Annotated in this window: 14 protein-coding genes; 4 read left to right on the forward strand and 10 right to left on the reverse strand. The window is 75.1% G+C overall.

What is annotated here, in order from left to right:
- Positions 1-188: 188 nt before the first annotated feature.
- From ACWDCZ_RS34720 to ACWDCZ_RS34730, 3 genes are read right to left on the reverse strand one after another with little or no spacing between them, the layout of a single operon-like run.
- Complete coding sequence (locus ACWDCZ_RS34720) at positions 189-884, reverse strand: response regulator (protein WP_369808377.1); 696 nt, start codon at positions 882-884, stop codon at positions 189-191.
- Complete coding sequence (gene macS / locus ACWDCZ_RS34725) at positions 881-2,122, reverse strand: MacS family sensor histidine kinase (protein WP_449817953.1); 1,242 nt, start codon at positions 2,120-2,122, stop codon at positions 881-883. The genes ACWDCZ_RS34720 and macS overlap by 4 nt, the downstream gene beginning before the upstream one ends.
- 58 nt (positions 2,123-2,180) lie before the next feature.
- On the reverse strand, positions 2,181-3,038 hold the full coding sequence (locus ACWDCZ_RS34730; protein ID WP_074000901.1) for a lysophospholipid acyltransferase family protein: 858 nt from the start codon (positions 3,036-3,038) through the stop codon (positions 2,181-2,183).
- A gap of 200 nt (positions 3,039-3,238) precedes the next feature.
- Between ACWDCZ_RS34730 and ACWDCZ_RS34735 the strand changes: the two genes are divergently transcribed.
- The gene (locus ACWDCZ_RS34735) at positions 3,239-4,033 is read left to right on the forward strand and encodes an alpha/beta hydrolase (protein WP_388043675.1); all 795 of its coding nucleotides are present in this window, start codon (positions 3,239-3,241) and stop codon (positions 4,031-4,033) included.
- A 10-nt stretch (positions 4,034-4,043) separates the two neighbouring features.
- Positions 4,044-4,802 carry a hypothetical protein gene (locus tag ACWDCZ_RS34740; RefSeq protein WP_053112481.1) on the forward strand — a complete coding sequence of 253 codons (759 nt, stop codon included), beginning with the start codon at positions 4,044-4,046 and terminating at the stop codon, positions 4,800-4,802.
- Here the strand turns inward: ACWDCZ_RS34740 and ACWDCZ_RS34745 are convergent.
- From ACWDCZ_RS34745 to ACWDCZ_RS34765, 5 genes are all read right to left on the reverse strand, one after another.
- On the reverse strand, positions 4,799-5,632 hold the full coding sequence (locus tag ACWDCZ_RS34745) for an endonuclease/exonuclease/phosphatase family protein (RefSeq protein WP_449817954.1): 834 nt from the start codon (positions 5,630-5,632) through the stop codon (positions 4,799-4,801). The two genes, ACWDCZ_RS34740 and ACWDCZ_RS34745, sit on opposite strands and share 4 nt — an antisense overlap.
- Before the next feature lie 134 nt (positions 5,633-5,766).
- A complete protein-coding gene (locus ACWDCZ_RS34750) occupies positions 5,767-6,711 on the reverse strand; it encodes an ROK family glucokinase (RefSeq protein ID WP_387966136.1) in 945 nt (314 codons plus the stop codon).
- 191 nt (positions 6,712-6,902) lie between these two features.
- Positions 6,903-7,349, reverse strand: coding sequence for a DUF5304 family protein (locus ACWDCZ_RS34755; protein ID WP_449817955.1), 447 nt, complete (start codon positions 7,347-7,349; stop codon positions 6,903-6,905).
- 150 nt (positions 7,350-7,499) lie between these two features.
- On the reverse strand, positions 7,500-8,672 hold the full coding sequence (locus tag ACWDCZ_RS34760; protein ID WP_449817956.1) for an ArsA family ATPase: 1,173 nt from the start codon (positions 8,670-8,672) through the stop codon (positions 7,500-7,502).
- Between the two features lie 25 nt (positions 8,673-8,697).
- Positions 8,698-9,132 carry an SRPBCC family protein gene (locus tag ACWDCZ_RS34765; protein WP_049657553.1) on the reverse strand — a complete coding sequence of 145 codons (435 nt, stop codon included), beginning with the start codon at positions 9,130-9,132 and terminating at the stop codon, positions 8,698-8,700.
- 324 nt (positions 9,133-9,456) lie between these two features.
- Here ACWDCZ_RS34765 and ACWDCZ_RS34770 point away from each other — a divergent pair, with 324 nt between their 5' ends.
- Positions 9,457-11,250: an AMP-dependent synthetase/ligase gene (locus ACWDCZ_RS34770; protein ID WP_049657555.1), complete on the forward strand. Its 1,794-nt coding sequence runs from the start codon at positions 9,457-9,459 to the stop codon at positions 11,248-11,250.
- A gap of 62 nt (positions 11,251-11,312) precedes the next feature.
- Here the strand turns inward: ACWDCZ_RS34770 and ACWDCZ_RS34775 are convergent, their stop codons facing one another.
- Positions 11,313-12,449 (reverse strand): glycosyltransferase family 4 protein, encoded by a 1,137-nt coding sequence (locus ACWDCZ_RS34775; protein WP_049657557.1) that lies wholly within the window; start codon positions 12,447-12,449, stop codon positions 11,313-11,315.
- Between the two features lie 216 nt (positions 12,450-12,665).
- On the opposite strand from ACWDCZ_RS34775, the gene ACWDCZ_RS34780 reads away from it, so the two are divergent.
- Positions 12,666-14,036 carry a glycosyltransferase 87 family protein gene (locus tag ACWDCZ_RS34780; RefSeq protein WP_259316559.1) on the forward strand — a complete coding sequence of 457 codons (1,371 nt, stop codon included), beginning with the start codon at positions 12,666-12,668 and terminating at the stop codon, positions 14,034-14,036.
- An 18-nt stretch (positions 14,037-14,054) separates the two neighbouring features.
- Here the strand turns inward: ACWDCZ_RS34780 and ACWDCZ_RS34785 are convergent, their stop codons facing one another.
- Positions 14,055-14,972 (reverse strand): hypothetical protein, encoded by a 918-nt coding sequence (locus ACWDCZ_RS34785; protein ID WP_449817957.1) that lies wholly within the window; start codon positions 14,970-14,972, stop codon positions 14,055-14,057.
- Positions 14,973-15,070: the final 98 nt, after the last annotated feature.

Below are 15,070 nucleotides of genomic sequence, written 5' to 3' on the forward strand. Positions count from 1 at the left end.
GGGGCCCACCCGGCCCGGGGACCGCAGCGTGCCGGCCCGGCGCCCGGAGGCCACGGCCGCGCGGCGCTCCGCCGGCGGCGCGGCCCGGGGCGGATGCCCCCCCCCGGGGCCCGCGCCGTCGCACCGGGCCGCGCCGTCGCACCGGGCGCCGCCGTCCGACGGGGCGGCGGCGCGGGGCCGGGCGGCGCTCAGATCTCGTCGTCCAGGCCCTGCTCGATGGCGTACCGGACCAGCTCCACCCGGTTGTGCAGCTGCAGCTTCCCGAGCGTGTTCTGCACGTGGTTCTGCACCGTCCGGTGCGACAGCACCAGCCGGTCGGCTATCTGCCGGTACGACAGTCCCTTGGCCACCAGCCGCAGCACCTCCGTCTCCCGGGCGGTCAGCTGCGGGGCGGCCGGCGCCGAGGCCGGGGCCGGCTCGGCGGCCAGCCGGCGGAACTCGCCGAGCACCAGGCCGGCCAGGCCCGGGGTGAACACCGCGTCGCCGACGGCCGTACGGCGCACCGCGTCCAGCAGCTCCTCCCGCCCGGCCGACTTCACCAGGTAGCCGGTCGCGCCGGACTTCACCGCCTCCAGCACGTCCTGGTGCTCGCCGCTGGCCGACAGCACCAGCACCCGGACCGCCGGGTCGTGCGCGACCACCTGGCGGCACACCTCCGCGCCGGACAGGCTGGGCAGGTTGAGGTCCAGCACGACGACCTGCGGCGTGCAGGCACGGGCCCGGCGCACGGCCTCCTCGCCGTCGCCCGCGGTGGCCACCACGTCCAGTCCGGCCTCGGCGAGGTCGCGCGAGACGGCGTCCCGCCACATCGGGTGGTCGTCCACCACCATCACCCGCACCGGCCGGTCGGCGGTCGGCTGGTCGGTCATCGGCTGGTCGGTCATGGAGTGGCCTTCCTCGGGACGCGCAGTTCGACCTCGACGCCCTCCCCGGGCGCCGAGTACAGCTCGGCCGTGCCGCCGAGGTCCAGCAGCCGGCCGCGGATGGACTGGGAGACGCCGAGCCGGCCGGCCTGCTCCGCCTCGCCGAGCCGGCCGGGGGCGAAGCCGGGACCGTCGTCGCGGATGCTGACCGTGACGGCCTCCGGCTCGTCCTCGACCAGGATCCAGGCCCGGGCCCGCTCCCCCGCGTGCTTGCGCACGTTGTCGACGGCGGCGCCGACCGCCGCCGCGAGCTCGCCCGCCGCCGCACCGGGCAGCGGCACCGGGGTGCCGGGGGCGGAGAGCGTGATCCGCTCGTCCGCGTACGGGCGCAGCAGCGCGGTGAGGTCGCGAAGGGCGTCCGGGTCCGGCGGCTCGGCGGCGTCGGAGCGCGGCGCGCGCTGCTCCGGCAGCGGACCGCCCGTCATCAGGGCCCGCAGCGCGCGCTCCTGTTCACCGGCCAGCCGGCCGAGCTCGGCGAAGTCCGTACCGGAGCCCGTCCCGCCGCCCGGCTCCGTACCGCTCAGCTCCGCGCCGCGCCGCTGGACCAGGGCGAGCACCTGGAGCACGCCGTCGTGGATGTCCCGGGAGAGCCGCTCGCGCTCCCGGGTGGCCGCCTCGACCTGGAGCGCCCGGGTGAGGGTGGCCTCGCTGGCCCGGGCCAGCTCGATCACGTAGCCGATCGCGCAGCCGGCCACCATCAGCAGCACGATGTTGTGGATGTTGTCGCCGGTCGGCCCGCCGTGGCCGAGGATGTTGGCGACGCCGATCACCGAGCCCGAGGCCGCCGCCGGGCGCCAGCCGCCCTTCGCGGCGAAGCCCAGCACCGTGCCGGCCGCCCAGATGGTCGGCAGGGTGGGCGCGCCGTGGCTGATCCGGGCCGGGGAGTCGGTCATGCCGCTCATCACGATGCCGGTGACGGCGAGGGCGAGGTCGGTGCCCAGGACGAACCGGGTGCAGCGCTGCGGGTTGGCGAAGGCCCGGGTGCTGGCCAGGGTCCACAGGGTCAGCGCGCCGAGGAAGATCCAGCCGGCCACCGGGTGCAGGAAGTGCAGGTACGAGTTGAAGTACCGCAGCAGCGCGTAGCACAGGGCCAGCACCCGGAAGTAGGAGATCGCCTTCCAGAGCGGGAGTTCGACGGACATGCCGCCGGCCGCCACCGTGCCGCCGACCGCGCCGGCTCTGCCGCCGTCGTCCGTCATCCGCCCCGCCCCTCCCCGGGCCGGTCCGGACGGCCGCTCGGAGCGGCCGCCCGGACGCCTACTCCGGCTTCTCCGGCTTCTCCGCGGTGCCCGCCCCGGCGGACTTCTCGGCCTCGGCCGCCTTCTCCGCCTCGGCGGCCCGCTCGGCCTTCTCCGCCTTCTCGGCCTCGGCCGCCTCCGCCTTCTCCGCCTTGGCGGCGGCCCGGCGCTCGGCGTCGGCCTTCTTCTTGTCCTCGGCGATCTGCCGCTTGGCGGCGGTCGCGTAGATGTCCACGTACTCCTGGCCGGAGAGCCGCATGATCTCGTACATCACCTCGTCCGTCACCGAACGGAGGATGAAGCGGTCGTTCTCCATGCCGTGGTAGCGGGAGAAGTCCAGCGGGCGGCCGATCCGGATGCCGGGGCGGATGCCGAAGTTGGGGACCACCTGGCCGGGCGGCTGCACCTTCTCGGTGTCGATCATGGCGACCGGGATCACCGGGGCGCCGGTGGCCAGCGCGACGCGGGCCAGGCCGCCGACCTTGCCGCGGTACAGCTTGCCGTCGGGCGAACGGGTGCCCTCGGGGTAGACGCCGAACAGCTCGCCCTCCTCCAGCACCGCGATGGCGCTGCGGATCGCGGCCTCGCCGGCGCCGCGCACGCCCGAGCGGTCCACCGGCAGCTGGCCGACGCCCTTGAAGAACGCGGCGGTCAGCCGGCCCTTGAGGCCCGGGGTGTTGAAGTACTCGGCCTTCGCGATGAAGGTGACCCGGCGCTTGATCAGCGCGGGGAAGAAGAACGAGTCCGAGAAGGACAGGTGGTTGCTCGCGATGATCGCCGCACCCTCGGTGGGGATGTTCTCCTCGCCCTCGATCCAGGGCCGGAAGAAGATCCGAAGCAGTGGCGCGACGATCATCTTCATCAGTCGGTAGAACAACCCGGGCCTCCTGTTATGCGGACCGGTCGATCCTAATGCCCCGCGGCCGCCCGCTGTGCCCGGCCCCGCCGTAGCGGCCGTACCCGGCCTGCTCGTAGGGGGTGTACGACCCGGCGCGGAGCGTGGGACGATGCGAATTCGCAGCACCTCCCCTCCAGCGTCCCTTCCCCCAGCGCCACCCGCCCGCGAAGGAGTCCGCCATGCCGTTGCTGCCCGGTGCCGAGCCGTACCGCCACCGCGGCGGACCGGTGGGGGTGCTGCTCTGCCACGGCTTCACCGGCTCGCCGCAGTCGCTGCGGCCGTGGGCCGACGAGCTGGCGGCGGCCGGTTGCACCGTGTCGCTGCCGCTGCTGCCCGGGCACGGCACCCGCTGGCAGGACATGCAGCTCACCCGCTGGGAGGACTGGTACGCCGAGGTCGAGCGGGAGCTGCTGGCGCTCGCCGAGGAGTGCGAGCAGGTCTTCGTCTGCGCGCTGTCGATGGGCGGCGCGCTGGCGCTGCGGCTCGCGGCGCTGCACGGGCCGACGGTCTCCGGCCTGGTGCTGGTCAACCCGTCGGTGCGCTCGGACACCCCCGCGAGCGCGCTGCTGCCGGTGCTGCGCCACCTGGTCCCCAGCCTGCCCGGGGTCGCCAATGACATCGCCCGGGCCGGCGTGACCGAGGTCGGCTACGACCGCACCCCGCTGCACGCCGCCTGGTCGCTGAGCCTGCTGTGGCGGGAGGTCCAGCGGCTGCTGCCGGAGGTGACCCAGCCGGTGCTGCTGTTCCACAGCCCGCAGGACCACGTCGTCTCGCCGGCCAACTCGGAACTGGTGCTGGCCCGGATATCCTCGACGGACGTGACGGAGCGGCTGTGCCAGCGCAGCTTCCACGTCGCGACGCTGGACCACGACGCGGCGGAAATATTCGCGGCCGGCCAGGACTTCATCCGACGGCTGGCTCCCGCGCACGCGGCGGGCGTCACCCGGGTCGAATCCGACGATCACCATGGCTGAAGGGCCGGAAGTGCACGAGAGCAGCACGGCGGGCGGCGGGGACGAGACTCCCCGCGAGGACGGCGCGACCAAGGACGGCGGGACGAACGCGGCCGCCCCGGGCGGTGCGCCGACGGACCGTACCGGCCCGGACGGCACCCCGACGCCCCCGCCCGTCCAGGACGTCGCCGGGGGCTCCGCCGGGAACACCGCCGAGGGCGCCCCGGGGGAGGCCGCCGAACGCCGTCCGCGCCGTGCGCCCGAGCGCAGCCAGGCCGAGCAGGACGCGATCTTCGCCGCCCTGGTGGCCCAGTTCGACGACCCGGTCGACCTCAACAACCCGAACTGGCCCGAGGTCGAGAACCTCCGGGCGCAGAACGAGCTCAAGGGCGGCCACAAGGAGGGCGGCCCCGGCGGTCGCGGCGACCAGGACGACCTCTCCGACCTCGCCCCCCAGCCCCGCCCCCGCTCCGGCCGGCCGGTGATGCCGGCGGGCGGCGCGGGCCCGCGCGACTTCGAGCTGGCCGAGGAGACCGACGAGGGCCACTTCGTCCCGCCGGAGCCCCCGCCGCTGCCGCCCGCCGACGTGACCGCCAAGTTCGCCTGGCTGGCGGTGCTCGGCGGCCCGGCGCTGCTGCTGGTCGACGCGGTGGTCTGGCGGGAGATCTCCGGCTGGCCCGCCTGGGTCGGGATCACCGCCTTCCTCGGCGGCTTCGTCACCCTGGTCGCGCGGATGAAGGACCGCGACGAGGACGAGCCGGAGGACCCGGACCACGGCGCCGTCGTCTAACCGTCCGTCCGGCCGCCCGTCGCGCTGTCCGGTCGGCCGGCCGGCAGTTCGAGGACGGCGAGCACCGGCAGGTGGTCGGTCGCGGCCCGCAGGTCGGCCTCGGTGACACCGGGCAGCCCGTGCGGCACCCCGCAGCCGAGGACGGTGATCCCGGGCGTGGCGAAGACGGCGTCGATCCGCTGGTAGGGGCGCTCCGGTACGGAGGTGAACTCGCCTCCCCAGGGCGCGGTCGGGTATCCGTCCTGGAGCCGGGAGGCCAGCAGCCGCCAGCCCGGCCCGTCCGGGTGCTCGTTGAAGTCCCCTGCCACGATGCCGAGTTCGGTGATCCCGAGCTGGTCGAGCAGCAGCTCGAACTGCCCGTACCGCTCCTCCTGGTCCAGGCTGAGGTGGCAGCTGGTGACGGTGAACGGCGCCGTGCCGGGCAGCCGCAGCAGCGCGCCGGCGAAGCCCCGGGCGTGCAGGCCGCGGGTCTTGGGCAGCAGCCGGTCGTGCACCCCCAGCAGCTCCACCGCGCCGGGCCGGCCGAGCAGCAGCGGGCCCGCGGCGGTGCGGCCGCCGCCGGCCAGGACGGCCGTCCCGGTGCTCCGGGCCAGCCAGGCGGCCTGGCCCTCGGGCCGCCAGTAGCGCGGGGACTCCTGGACGCAGACCAGGTCGGGCTCGCTGGCCCGGATCACCCGGGCCAGCGCCCGCCGGTCGTCGCGCAGCGAGCGGATGTTGTAGCTGAGCAGGCGCAGCCGGCCCGGGCCGGGCGGCGGCAGCGGCTCGGCCCGTACGGCGGTCGCGGCGGCGGGCCCGGGCTCGGCCTCGGCGGTCGTGGTCGCGGCGCTCATGGTCCTCCCCTGGGCGGTCACCGGAACGCTCCGACCGTACGCGGCCGGGCCGGGACGTGCGACGGCGGCGGTGCGTCCGGGAGCGGTCGGGGCCCGGTCGCACCGCCGCCGGCGGGCTCGAAGGGGTACGGCGGTTACGGGACGCGGGCGAGGTCCGCCGCGCCGACGATGCCGGCGGCGGAGCCCATCGAGGCCAGCACGACCTCGGCGCGCGGCCGGTGCACCCCGCCGGTCAGGTAGTGCTCGAAGGCCTTGGCGACCGGGTCGAGCAGCAGTCGGCCGGAGTCGGAGACGCCGCCGCCGAGCACGAAGACGGCCGGGTCGAACAGCGCGGCGAGGTCGGCCATGCCGCGGCCCAGCCAGTCGGACAGCTCGGCGTAGCACTCCAGGGCGAGCGGGTCGCCCTCCTCGGCGGCCTGGGTGATGTGGATGCCGCGGATGGTCTCGGCCACGCCGTCGTTGAGCTCCAGCATCCGGTGGCCGCGCTGCGGGTCGGCGGCGGCCTTCTCCCGGCCGTAGCGGCGCAGCGCGCGCCCGGAGCCGTACTGCTCCCAGCAGCCCTTGCCGCCGCAGCCGCAGGCCAGGCCGTCGGGGACCATGTTGAGGTGGCCGATCTCGCCGGCCACGCCGAAGCGGCCGCGGTGCAGCCGGCCGTCCAGGACGATGCCGCCGCCGATGCCGGTGCCGACGGTGATCAGCACCATGTCGTGGTGGTCGGCGGCCGCGCCGAAGCGGAACTCGGCCCAGGCCGCGCAGTTGGCGTCGTTCTCGACGACGGTGGACAGGCCGGTGAGCTCCTCGACCCGCCCGCGCAGCGGCTCGTTCTCCCAGTCGATGTTGGGGGCGAAGATCACCGTGGAGCGGTTGCTGTCGACGAAGCCGGGGGCGCCGACGCCCACCGCGGTGACGTCGGGGTGCTCCTCCTTGAGCTCGCGCACGGCCTGCGCGATGGCGTCGACCGCCCACTGCGGGTCGGCCGGGGTGGGCACCCTGGTCCGGGCCAGGATCGCGCCCGCCTCGTCGACCACGCCTGCCGCGATCTTGGTCCCGCCGACATCGACGCCGATGGTCAGAGCCATGTGTCCCTCAGCTATTCACTCGTTCCGCTGGACGGAACGCTACCGCCCAACCCGGCCCCCGTACACAGCCTCGCATACATTATCCGAAGACAACTCTGGGCCGACGCGGCCGGGATGCTTCAAAAGTCGTATCTAATCTCCTTCTTCGTGACGTACGAGAGCAGCGCGATCACCCTCCGGAAGTCACGGTTTCACTGCTTGGCGGACGGCCCGTCAGCCTCGTCAAAGCCGGAGCCACGGCCGCCGTCGCCGTCGCCGTCGCCGTCGCCGTCGCCGTCACCGTCGAGGTCGATCTTCTCCGTCGGCGCGCCCTGCCCGGCGGTCCAGCGGCTCTCGTGCCCGGCCACGGCGGCGCGGTAGGCGGCCAGCAGCTCACTGCCCGCGGCGGCGAGCCCGGTGCCGGCGGCGGCGAGGTGGGAGTAGACCTCCGGCTGCTGGGTGCGCAGCTTGTCGGCCAGCCCGGAGAGGGTGATCAGGGTGGTGGCGCTCGCCTCCTGGGCCTTGTCGCCGAGCGCACCGGCGAACCGGCGCACCTCGTCCACCAGCGGGCCCAGCTCCGGGCCGAACGGGTGCCCCTGGCCGCCCTGCTCGCCGTCCGGCCGGCCGCCGGGCTCGGTGCGGTCGTCGGTGCTGGTCATCGCGGGCGCCTCCTCAGCCGTGGCCGCACCCCGCGGCCCTCCGGCCCGACGCTACCCGACCGGCCGGGCCGTCCGGAAAGCCGCCGAACCCGGCCCAGGGCCCGCCGGAGCCCCGACCGAATCCCGCCGGTCCCCCCGCCGAACCCCCCGTCAGCCCCGGGGCCAGAGCGCCGGGTCCGGCGCGAACCGCACCGAGAGCACGCCGTCGTGCAGCCCCGCCCCGGCCACCGTGCAGCGGCGCAGCGCGGACGGCAGGGTGAGCACCCGGCGGTGGGTGCCGACCCCGACGACCAGGTCGTCGCCCCGGCGGACCAGGTCCAGCTCGGAGCGGTCGGCGCCGGGCAGGTCGAGGTGCCAGACCAGCAGGCCCTCCTCGGCGAGCCGGTCCTCGACCGGCCAGGGCTCGGGGGCGAGCCGCTCGGGCCCGTCCCCGTCGCCGTAGAGCCCGTCGGCGACGGCCTCCAGGGTGGCGTCGTCCAGGCCGGCGACCAGCACCGGGGCGTCGGTCTCGGCGGCGAGCCCGGTCAGCTCCTCCTGCCGGCGGCGGGCCAGGGCGGCCAGCCACGGGTCGGGCGAGGAGGCGGCGGCCGCGGGCAGCGCGCCGTGCACCACCACGGCGTCCGGCCGGTGCCCGTGCAGGGCGAGCCCGGCCCGGACCCGGCGCAGCTCCGTGTACGGGTGGCCGTCCGCCCGGACGACCAGCCGGACGCTGGTGCCGGGGTCGGTGAGCGCGGCGCGGGACTCGGCCAGTGCCGCGGCGGCCTTGGTGCGCCCCTCGTACAGCCAGTCGGCGGGCATCGGGACGCCGGCCAGCCCGGCCAGCAGCGGGCGCAGCGCCCGGGCGGCCTGCCGCTGCTCGGGGACGAGCCGGTCCAGGTAGCGGGCGAGCTGTTCGGGCAGGGCGAGGGCGGCGATCAGCTCGGCGGGCGGCGGGGCGAGCACGACCAGGACGTCCTGGTCGGCGGCGGGCAGGGCGCGCAGCAGGGCGAGCCGGGCGATGCCGGGGAGGGCGGTGAGCTCCTCGGGGTCGAGCTGTTCGGCGCCGAGCAGGTCGAGGGCGGGCTTGAGCCGGCCGGTGAGCGCGCCGACGGCGTAGCGGAAGGCGGCCTGCTCGTCGATCCGGGAGACGGTCAGGCCCGGTGCGTGGTGGAGCGGTTCGGGCTCCAGCCGGGTGCCGAGGGCGGAGTCCAGGGCACGGTGCGGGTCGTCGGCGGCCAGCAGCCAGGTGCGGTGGCCGCGCCGGGCGGCGTGCAGGGCGGTGGCGGCGGCCACCGTGGGTGCGCCAGCGTCGCCGCTGACCAGGATGGTGCGTGTCGCCGTCATGCCGTCCGGCCCCCGTTCGGTCGTGTCAGCCTTCGACGCGCTTCTTCAGACCGGCCAGGGCGCGGTCGATGATGACCTTCTCGGCCTTGCGCTTGATCATGCCGAGCATCGGGATCTTGACGTCCACGGCGAGCTGGTAGGTCACCTCGGTGCGGCCGCCGGCGAGCGGGGCGAGGGTGTAGGAGCCGTCCAGCGAGCGGAGCATCTGGCTGCGGACGAGGGTCCAGGAGACCTCGCGGTCGCCGTCCCAGGTGTAGGCGAGGACGTGTTCGTCGCGGATGGCGCCGGCGTCGAGCAGCAGCCGGACCTCGGCGGCGCGGCCGTCCTCGCCGGTGCCGAGGACCTCGATCTCCTTGACCTCGCCGGTCCAGGCCGGGTAGGCGGCGAAGTCGGCGATCACCGCCATGACCGTGGCCGGGGTCGCGTCGATGGTGATGCTCGACCTGGTGTGCTCCGCCATGGAATGGCCCTCCGCCTCGTCCATCTGCCTGCCGGTCCGGCCGGGGCGCGCTCGGCCCGGTCCGCCCGGAGCAGGCTATCGCGCCCGGGTGGGCGGCGCGGCGGCGCGGGGCGGCCGAGGTGCGGGCGGGCGCCGGGCGGCCGGGCATGTTACCGGCCGGTCGCCCTGCGCTGTCGTAGGGTGCCATTCGAACGACCCGGTCACGGCCAGGTCGGACCCGGCCGGGTGTGACACTTCGAACACCGGAGCCGACCCCCCTGGTCGAAGCTGCCTACCGGGCAGTAACGTCCTGCCGTCCCGCAGCGTCGCGAACGAGGAGCAGTCTTGCTCGACTTCAGCCTTCCGGCCCTCTACCAGGTACCGAGCGGCGGCAACCTCGCCGACCCGGTGCACCGGAACGCCGAGGAGCACCCGGACGTCGCCGTGCTCAGCCGCAAGGTGGACGGCCACTGGCAGGAGTTGACGTCGGTCCAGTTCCTGGCCGAGGTGCACGCCGCCGCGAAGGGCCTGATCGCCGCGGGCATCGAGCCCGGCGACCGGGTGGCCGTCATGTCCCGCACCCGCTACGAGTGGACGCTGCTGGACTTCGCGATCTGGACGGCCGGCGCGATCGTCGTGCCGGTGTACGAGACCTCCTCCGCCGAGCAGGTCGAGTGGATCCTCGGCGACTCCGGCGCGGTCGCCGTGATCACCGAGACCGACCAGCACGTCGGGGTGGTCGCCGAGGTCCGCGACCGGCTGCCCGGGCTGGAGCACACCTGGCAGATCGACGGCGGGGCGATCGCCGCGCTGGCCACCGCCGGGCAGGACGTCCCGGACGCGACCGTCCACGAGCGCCGCCGGACCGCCGGCCCCGACGACATCGCCACCATCGTCTACACCTCGGGCACCACCGGCCGCCCGAAGGGCTGCCAGCTGACCCACGGCAACTTCCTGGCCGAGTGCGGCAACGTGGTCGAGCGCCTGGCCCCGCTGTTCCACACCGGCGAGAGCTCCGTGCTGCTCTTCCTGCCACTGGCCCACGTGTTCGCCCGGATCGTCGAGATCGCCCCGATCATGGCGCCGATCAAGCTCGGCCACGTCTCCGACGTCCGGAACGTCACCGCCGAGCTGGCCTCCTTCAAGCCGACCCTGATCCTGGGCGTGCCCAGAGTGTTCGAGAAGGTCTACAACACCGCCCGCGCCAAGGCCCAGGCCGACGGCAAGGGCAAGATCTTCGACAAGGCCGCCGACACCGCGATCGCCTACAGCCGGGCGCTGGACGCGGGCGGCGCGGGCCTGGTCCTGCGGCTCAAGCACGCCGTCTTCGACAAGCTGGTCTACAGCAAGCTGCGCGCCGCGCTCGGCGGCCGGGCCACCCACGCCATCTCCGGCGGCGCCCCGCTCGGCGAGCGCCTGGGCCACTTCTACCGCGGCATCGGCTTCACCGTCCTGGAGGGCTACGGCCTGACGGAGACCTGCGCCGCCACCGCCTTCAACGAGTGCGCCAAGCCGAAGATCGGCACGGTCGGCCAGCCGACGCCCGGCTGCTCCGTCCGGATCGCCGAGGACGGCGAGGTCCTCCTCAAGGGCCCGCACATCTCCACCGGCTACTGGAACAACCCGCAGGCCACCGCGGAGGCCTTCAAGGACGGCTGGTTCGCCACCGGGGACCTCGGCTCGCTGGACTCCGAGGGCTACCTGACGATCACCGGCCGCAAGAAGGAGATCATCGTCACGGCCGGCGGCAAGAACGTCGCCCCGGCCGTGATCGAGGACCGGATCCGGGCCCACGCCCTGGTCGGCGAGGTCATGGTGGTCGGCGACCGCAAGCCCTTCATCGCCTGCCTGATCACCGTCGACCCGGACTTCTTCCCGAAGTGGAAGGAGCTCAACGGCAAGCCCGCCGACGCCACCGTCGCCGACCTCGCCGCCGACCCGGACCTGCTGGCCGCCCTCCAGAGCGCGGTGGACGACGGCAACGCGGCCGTCTCGCACGCCGAGGCGGTCAAGAAGTTCCGCCTGCTGGACACCGAGTTCTCCGAGGAGAGCGGCCACCTGACGCCCTCGCTCAAGCTCAAGCGCAACGTCGTGCTGAAGGACTATGCCGCCGAGATCGAGGCCCTGTACCGGAAGTAGGGCCGCACCGGTACGCCGAAGGGCCCCGGGGGAGTCCCCCGGGGCCCTTCGGCGTACCCGCGTCAGCCGGCCAGCAGCGAGGTCAGCCGCCCGGCCAGCAGGTCCCAGCGCCAGGAGCGCTCCACCCAGCGCCGCCCGGCCTCGCCCATCCGCCGCCGCAGCTCCTCGTCGCGCAGCAGCCGTACGATCCGCTCGGCCGCCGCCGGGGCCGAGCCGCCGGGCACCACGTACCCGGTCTCGCCCTCCAGCACCGCGTCCGGCGCGCCGCCGGAGTCCCCCGCGACCACCGGCAGGCCGGTCGCCGAGGCCTCCAGGTAGACGATGCCCAGGCCCTCGACGTCCAGCCCCCCGCGCCGGGTGCGGCACGGCATCGCGAAGACGTCCCCGGCCCCGTAGTGGGCGGGCAGCTCCTCCCACGGCACCGAGCCGGTGAACCGCACCGAGTCCCGGACGCCCGTGGCGTCCGCGAGCTTCTCCAGGTCCGCCCGGTACGGGCCGCCGCCGACGATCAGCAGCACCGCGTCCGGCACGTCGGCGAGGATCTGCGGCATCGCCTCGATCAGGGTGTCCTGGCCCTTGCGGGGCACCAGGCGGGAGACGCAGACCACCACCGGCCGGTCCGCCAGCCCGAGCCGGCGGCGCACCTCGGCGCCCCCGGAGCCCGGGTGGAAGGTCGTCTCGTCCACGCCCGGCGGCAGCTGGACCATCCGGGCCGCGGCCTGCGGCCCGACCGCGGCGGCGATCCGCGAGCGGGTGTACTCGCCCAGGTAGGTCAGCACGTCGGTGCCCGCGCCGATCCGGCGCAGCAGCTGCCGGGAGACCGGCAGCTGGGCCCAGGCGGCCTCGTGCCCGTGGGTCATGCCGAGCAGCCGCCCGGCGCCGGCCCGGCGCAGCGCGGGCGCCATCAGCCCGAGCGGGGCGGCGGCGCCGAACCAGACCGAGTCGCACTTCTCCGCGCGCAGGATCTCGGCGGCCCGCCGGGTGACCCGCGGTGTGGGAACCATCACCTTCGTCCGGTCCCGGATCACCGGGAACGGCTGCTCGGCGTCGAACCGGGCCACCTCGGTGCCGTCCCGCCAGGTCGAGGCGTAGACCACGACACTGCCTGCGGGCTGACGCACGGCCATGTTGTGCACGAAGGCCTGGATGCCACCGGGGCGGGGCGGGAAGTCGTTGGTGACGATCAAGGTTCTGTGCATCAGGCCACGGCTCGCTCGGTCGGGGGGTGCGCGGTGTACCGCTGGGTGATCCGTACGATAGGTCAACACCATGACCCACCGGGAACGGAACCGCGCACGGCAACCGTTTGACCCCCGGGTCAGTCCTAGTACCTAGGCCGTCGTCCAGCACGCGGCCCGGGCGTCCGTCGGTACGACGCCTCCGGTGGGGACGTCCGAGACGAACGAGGGAGCGCAGTGGAATTGGCCCCGGCCACCGAGCCCGGTTCTTCGCGCGGCCGCCTCGGCCGCCCGCTCGGGGCGCTCGCCGCGCTCGGCGCGACCTGGGTCGCCACCCGCGCCCTGCTGGTGCTGCTGGCGACGGGTGTGCTGAAGGCACCCGGCGGCGACGTCACGGCGGACGTCTGGATGATCTACCACGCCTGGTACGGCGTGCTCCAGACCGGCACCTTCCCGTTCGACGACGTGACCTGGCAGTACCCGCCGGGCGCCGCCCTGGTGATCCTGCTGCCGGGCCTGCTGCCCTGGTCGTACCTGGTCTCGTTCTGGGTGATCTGCGGGATCGCCGACGCCGCCGCGGCCGCGCTGCTGGTGCGCACCGGCCTGCGCCGGGGCCGGGCGCTGACCGGCGCCTGGATGTGGGTGGTGGGCGTCCCGCTGCTCGGCCCGATGATCTACAACCGCTTCGACGTCATCGTCACCGCGGTCGCCCTGGCCGGCCTGCTGGCGCTGATCCGCCGCCCGGCGGTCGGCGGGCTGCTGCTGGGCCTGGGCGGCATCGTCAAGATCTGGCCGCTGATCGGCCTGATCGGCACCCCCTCCGGCCGCCGCACCCGCCGTTCCTGGACGCTGGCGGCGGCCACCGCCGTCTCGATCGGCTTCCTGCTGACGGCCGGGATGAACGGCGCCTTCGAGTTCCTGGCGTTCCAGAAGGACCGCGGCATCGAGGTGGAGTCGCTCGGCGCGCTGCCGCTGCACTTCGCCCGGATCGCCGACGCCTGGGACGGCAAGGTCACCATGAACTACGGCTCCCCCGAGATGCTCGGGCCGTGGGTCGACGTGATCAGCAAGGTCATGATGGCCGGCACCCTGCTGGGCTTCGCCTGGCTGCTGCTGTGGCGCTACACCTCCAAGCGCCGCAGCGCGGCCACCATGTACGACGCCGCGCTGTGCGCGCTGCTGATCTTCGTGGTGACCAGCCGGGTGATCAGCCCGCAGTACCTGGTCTGGCTGGTCGGCGTCGCGGCGGTCTGCCTGACCGTGCGCAACAGCAGCCAGCGGCCGGTGGCGGTGCTGATCCTGCTCGCCTGCCCGCTGACCCTGGTCGAGTTCCCGACCATGTTCACCCAGGTCCTGGCCAGCGAGCCGGCGGCGGTCGCCGTCCTGGCCGCGCGCAATCTGCTGCTGCTGGCCGCCGCCGTGCTCTCCTGCGTACGGCTCTGGCGCTCCACCCGCGGCGAGGCGCCGCTGCCGCCGACCGTGGTGCTGGACCGCGAGCCCGCCGCGCTGCCGTCGGCCGGCTACCCGGTGCGCCCGGGCATCGCCTACGAGCAGGACCTGCTGGACGGCATCGACCACCCGGGCACCCCGGCCGAACAGCGCCGCTGACCTGCCCTCCGCGGCCGGTCAGCCCTTCAGCGCCGCCACCTGCTCCAGCCAGAGCCGGGTGAACTCCGCCAGGCCCACGCCCAGCTCGCGGCGCATCAGCCGGTCGGTCCGGCGCTCCCGGTCCTCGCCCTGCCCGTCGGCCGCGCCGATCGCCCGGTAGAAGGCGACCAGCCGCTGCGGCCCGTGGGTGCGGCCGATCAGCTCGCAGGCCAGCCAGGACTGCTCGTAGGCCTGGGCGATGCCGGTGGCCCCGGCGGCGAAGTCCCGGTCGGCGGGCAGCGCGGCGGGCAGCTTCCCGGCGGCCACGTCCCGGGCCAGCTCGGGCGCGATCTGCTGCGGGCCGCGGCCCGAGTCCCGGTACGCCGTCCAGTCGGCGACGCCCTCGGAGAGCCACAGCGGGGTCCAGGCCCGGGTGTCGGCCCTGGTCGCGACGTGGGTGGCCTCGTGGGTGACCACCACCTGGCGGCCGAAGCCGCTGAGCCGCCCGTACGCCTCCGGGTTGACCAGCACCCGGTCCGCCGGGGTGTGCCAGGGCGCGCCGGGGGCGGCCACGGTGACCGCCGCCATGCCCGTCCAGCCGGCCGGGTCGCCCTCCAGCAGCCGGGCGAACTGCTCCTCGGTGGCCGGCCGCTCCAGCAGCAGCCGCTCCGGCCAGGCGCCGCCCCAGACCTCGGTGACGGCGGGCACCGCCCGGTCCCCCACCGCGACCAGCTCGGCCTGGTCGGGTCCCGCGGCCGGCCCGACCACCAGGCAGTGGGCGCCCGGCGACGACCGGAGCGGCCCGAAGTCCCACGGCGCGGGCGGCCCGGACGCGCTCTCCTCGCGCTCGACCCGCCAGCCGTCCCCGGCCCGCACCAGCCCGATCCGGCGCGGGTACACCACCGGGTGCTCGTCGTACCCGGCGATCCGCACCGCCAGGTCGGCGGCGGTGGTCACCCGCTCCGCCTGGCTGGCCTGGTCGCGCCCGGTGCGCGGGATGGGCCCGCACTCGCTGCGCCAGATCGTGCTGGCCGATCTGGCGACCCGGACGGTCG

This window comes from Kitasatospora sp. NPDC001225, from assembly GCF_053597855.1.